This window comes from Pseudoalteromonas sp. SR43-7, from assembly GCF_014163785.1.
In the GTDB taxonomy this organism is placed as follows: Bacteria; Pseudomonadota; Gammaproteobacteria; order Enterobacterales; family Alteromonadaceae; genus Pseudoalteromonas; species Pseudoalteromonas distincta.
Genome location: NZ_JACJDY010000048.1, coordinates 1 through 3,798, shown reverse-complemented (window position 1 = coordinate 3,798; position 3,798 = coordinate 1). Strand labels below are relative to the sequence as shown.

Sequence of the window (3,798 nt, the reverse complement as noted above, 5' to 3'; positions counted from 1 at the left end):
GCCTGGTGATAACATCAAGATGACAGTAACTCTAATCGCACCAATCGCGATGGATGAAGGTCTTCGTTTTGCTATCCGTGAAGGTGGTCGTACTGTAGGTGCTGGTGTTGTAGCAACTATCGTAGCGTAATTATTAGCCTAGCTAATTATTACCAAAAAGCCCGAGCTTAGTCTCGGGTTTTTTAATGTCTAAAATAAAGTGTCACATGAAGGTGGTGTTCTTACTTTAGGCGTAGGTGCGTTGTAGAAACGTTCAAAGCGTAATTATTAGCCTAGCTAATTATTACCAAAAAGCCCGAGCTTAGTCTCGGGCTTTTTAATGTCTAAAATAAAGTACGATTTAAGATGCCGCTTTAACTTTAGGTGAAGATACTTGGTAACAATACTCAAAGTATTATTAGTGGTATTACTAAAAACCCGAGCTAAGCTCGGGTTTTGATAAGTTATGAATCTGCCATACTTAGCTGAAAACTATTCAATATTTTGGATCTGTTCTCTCATTTGTTCAATTAGTACTTTTAGCTCTACGGCTGCAGTAGTGATGTCACTATTGATAGACTTAGATGCGAGCGTGTTAGCTTCACGATTAAATTCTTGCATCATAAAATCTAGGCGACGACCACATGCGCCACCTTTTTTAAGGATTTTTTTAGTTTCTTTGACGTGAGACTTCAAGCGATCTAATTCTTCAGCTACATCTTGTTTTTGAGCAAGATAAATAAGTTCTTGTTCAAGGCGTGACTCGTCAATGTTTGCTGTTAAGTCTTCTAACTTTTGAGCAAGTTTTTCACGCTGCCATTTAGCAATCTCTGGCATATGCGTTTCTACAATTTCTACTTGCTCTAAAATCGCATCAAGGCGTATTGCTATCATTTCTTCAAGGTTTGCACCTTCATCGCCACGTGCAGATTTAAAATCTTCGATTACTTGATCAAGACCAGCTATTAATGCTGTATTAACGCTATCCATATCAAGCTCTTCTGCTTCCATAACGCCAGGCCAACGTAGTATATCAACAGGGTTAATATCACCATTACTATGTTGTTGAACCCATTTAGCGCTATTTATTAGTTGTTCAGCAAGGGCTTGGTTAATTGATAGCTCGCCAACGTGGGCTGGATTTGCCACAAACTTTAAAAAGACCTCAACTTTACCGCGTTGTAAGTGTTTGCGTAAACGCTCACGAATAACTGGCTCCATGCCACGAAATTGCTCTGGTGCGCGTATAAATGTTTCAAGGTAACGCTGGTTTACTGAGCGAACTTCCCAAGTGCCAGTACCCCAGTCGCCTTTTATTTCGCGACGCGCATAAGCTGTCATACTGTGGATCATGGATATTTTCCTAAATTTATAAATACAATATTATGATGATTATACCGTAACACTGCTTAAGCTCTAGGGAAAATTTAAAACACTGAATATTTTGCATACAGCTATTTATTTAAATCAACATGGTATCTATACCCACATACACTTATAATGTCGCAAATTCTGAATTAAGGGGATCGTCAATGCGTCCAAGCGAAAGAACACCTAACCAAATTAGACCTGTTACATTTACACGTAATTATACTTTGCATGCTGAAGGCTCAGTACTTGTTGAGTTTGGTAACACCAAAGTACTTTGTACAGCTACTGTTGAATCGGGCGTTCCTCGTTTCATGAAAGGTCAGGGTAAAGGTTGGATCAATGCTGAATACGGTATGTTACCGCGAGCAACGCATACGCGTAATGCTCGAGAAGCTGCACGTGGTAAGCAGGGCGGTCGTACTATGGAAATTCAACGCTTAATTGCACGTGCACTTCGTGCTGCTGTTGACTTAAAAGCACTTGGCGAAAACACAATTACCATTGATTGTGACGTTATTCAAGCTGATGGCGGTACACGTACTGCTTCTATAAGTGGTGCATGTGTTGCACTTGTTGATGCACTAACGCATATGCGTGCAAAAGGTATGATTAATTCAAACCCACTTAAACATATGATTGCAGCTATTTCAGTTGGTATTTACAAAGGCCAAGCAATTAGCGATTTAGAATACATTGAAGATTCAGCAGCAGAGACTGATATGAACGTAATTTTAACCGAAACAGGTAAAATTATTGAAATTCAAGGTACAGCTGAAGGCGAACCTTTCTCTTTTGATGAGCTAGATGAGTTACTTACTTTAGCTAAACATTCTATTCGCGAAATTATTGACGTACAAAAGCAAGCATTAGCATAAATAGGTAGGCCACAAGATATGAAAGATTATCAAAAAGAGTTTATAGAATTTGCTCTAGAGAAGCAGGTGTTAAAATTTGGTGAGTTTACATTAAAGTCTGGACGCACAAGTCCTTACTTTTTTAATGCTGGTTTGTTTAATACTGGTCGAGACTTAGCGCGTTTAGGTCGCTTTTATGCATTGGCACTCGAAGATTCTGCTATAGAGTACGATGTATTATTTGGTCCTGCGTACAAAGGTATTCCAATAGCGACAACAACAGCGGTTGCCTTAGCGGATCATCATGATAAAGATGTACCTTACTGCTTTAATCGTAAAGAGAAAAAAGCACACGGTGAAGGCGGTACATTAGTAGGCTCAGAACTCAATGGCAAAATTATGCTAGTTGACGATGTAATTACTGCAGGTACTGCTATTCGTGAGTCGATGGAAATCATTGCACAAAATGGTGCTGACCTTAGTGGTGTTTTAATTGCGTTAGATCGCCAAGAAAAGGGTAAAGCTGAATTATCAGCTATTCAAGAAGTTGAGCGTGACTTTAATACCAAAGTGATTTCAATTGTGAAATTAGCTGATCTTATCAGTTACCTTGAAAGCCAAGGCACAATGGATGAGCATTTAGCCTCAGTTAAAGCTTACCGTGATCAATACGGCGTAGCATAAATAAAAAGCCTCGCAGTGCGGGGCTTTATTTTGACCTTCATTCATAGAGTTTTTTAATGAAAGATGTATTAAAACCAAATGGCTTAGGCCTCAAGCGTGTTTTCAAAGCAACCTATTGCTCTTACCTTGGCTTTAAAGCAGCATTTAAAGAAGAAGCAGCATTTAGGCAAGAGCTACTATTAAGCCTTATATTATTTCCTATTTCATTTTGGCTTGCTTCATCACTATTACACTGGGCAATACTAATTAGCTCACTGCTTATTATATTAATAGTTGAATTACTAAACTCCGCCATTGAGGCATTAACAGATCGAGTAAGTACAGAGCTGCATGTATTGTCAGGTAGAGCCAAAGATATGGGATCTGCAGCCGTAACACTTTCTTTAACGATCGTATTGATCATCTGGGGTGTAAGCCTATATATGAAGATCGTTTAACTCTACTTCTAATATTAAATAGGTTTGAACCCCGTTAGTTGTTAATAATTTGATGGTTATGTTGTGTTTTTAACGTGTTTAGCTCAAATTCTCAGCGAACAGCACATTATTTCAAGTTTTCTTCAAAAAAGGGTTGATCTGTTTTCGGATCTCCCTATAATGCGACCCCACTGAGACGGGATATGGCGACGCGCAGCGGACAACGCATAGCGGGGCACGAACAACTCAGGGTGTTAAGTAAAACTTAGATTGAATCTTTTTAGAAAGTTTAAATTTAAGTGTTGACAAAAAAATAGGAAAGCGTAATATGCGCAGCCCTAGCGAGATAAAGTTCAACTTCATAATCGCAACGTTCTTTAACAATATAAAGCAATCATCTGTGTGGGCACTCGTACAGATTGAGTTCTAACAGCTAAGCTACTTAGGTAGCGAGGCAAACAAATTAGAGTCTCAATTGAAAACTGAGTGACCAA

The 3,798-nt window shown here is 38.9% G+C and carries 4 protein-coding genes and 1 pseudogene; 4 read left to right on the top strand and 1 reads right to left on the bottom strand.

Features of this window, described 5'->3' with window-relative positions; genetic code table 11:
- Nucleotides 1–130 (top strand): annotated as a pseudogene (locus H5087_RS19940) (elongation factor Tu); the annotation flags it as partial.
- Between the two features lie 341 nt (nucleotides 131–471).
- Here H5087_RS19940 and H5087_RS19935 read toward each other — a convergent pair.
- Nucleotides 472–1,332 (bottom strand): YicC/YloC family endoribonuclease, encoded by an 861-nt coding sequence (locus tag H5087_RS19935; protein ID WP_182673138.1) that lies wholly within the window; start codon nucleotides 1,330–1,332, stop codon nucleotides 472–474.
- A 179-nt stretch (nucleotides 1,333–1,511) separates the two neighbouring features.
- On the opposite strand from H5087_RS19935, the gene rph reads away from it, so the two are divergent.
- Genes rph through H5087_RS19920 form a run of 3 tightly spaced genes read left to right on the top strand, consistent with a single transcriptional unit; the run spans nucleotide 1,512 to nucleotide 3,325 of the window.
- Nucleotides 1,512–2,225, top strand: coding sequence for a ribonuclease PH (gene rph / locus H5087_RS19930; protein WP_002958890.1), 714 nt, complete (start codon nucleotides 1,512–1,514; stop codon nucleotides 2,223–2,225).
- An 18-nt stretch (nucleotides 2,226–2,243) separates the two neighbouring features.
- Nucleotides 2,244–2,888: an orotate phosphoribosyltransferase gene (gene pyrE, locus H5087_RS19925; RefSeq protein ID WP_182673137.1), complete on the top strand. Its 645-nt coding sequence runs from the start codon at nucleotides 2,244–2,246 to the stop codon at nucleotides 2,886–2,888.
- A gap of 56 nt (nucleotides 2,889–2,944) precedes the next feature.
- Nucleotides 2,945–3,325 (top strand): diacylglycerol kinase, encoded by a 381-nt coding sequence (locus H5087_RS19920; RefSeq protein WP_002958892.1) that lies wholly within the window; start codon nucleotides 2,945–2,947, stop codon nucleotides 3,323–3,325.
- Nucleotides 3,326–3,798: the final 473 nt, after the last annotated feature.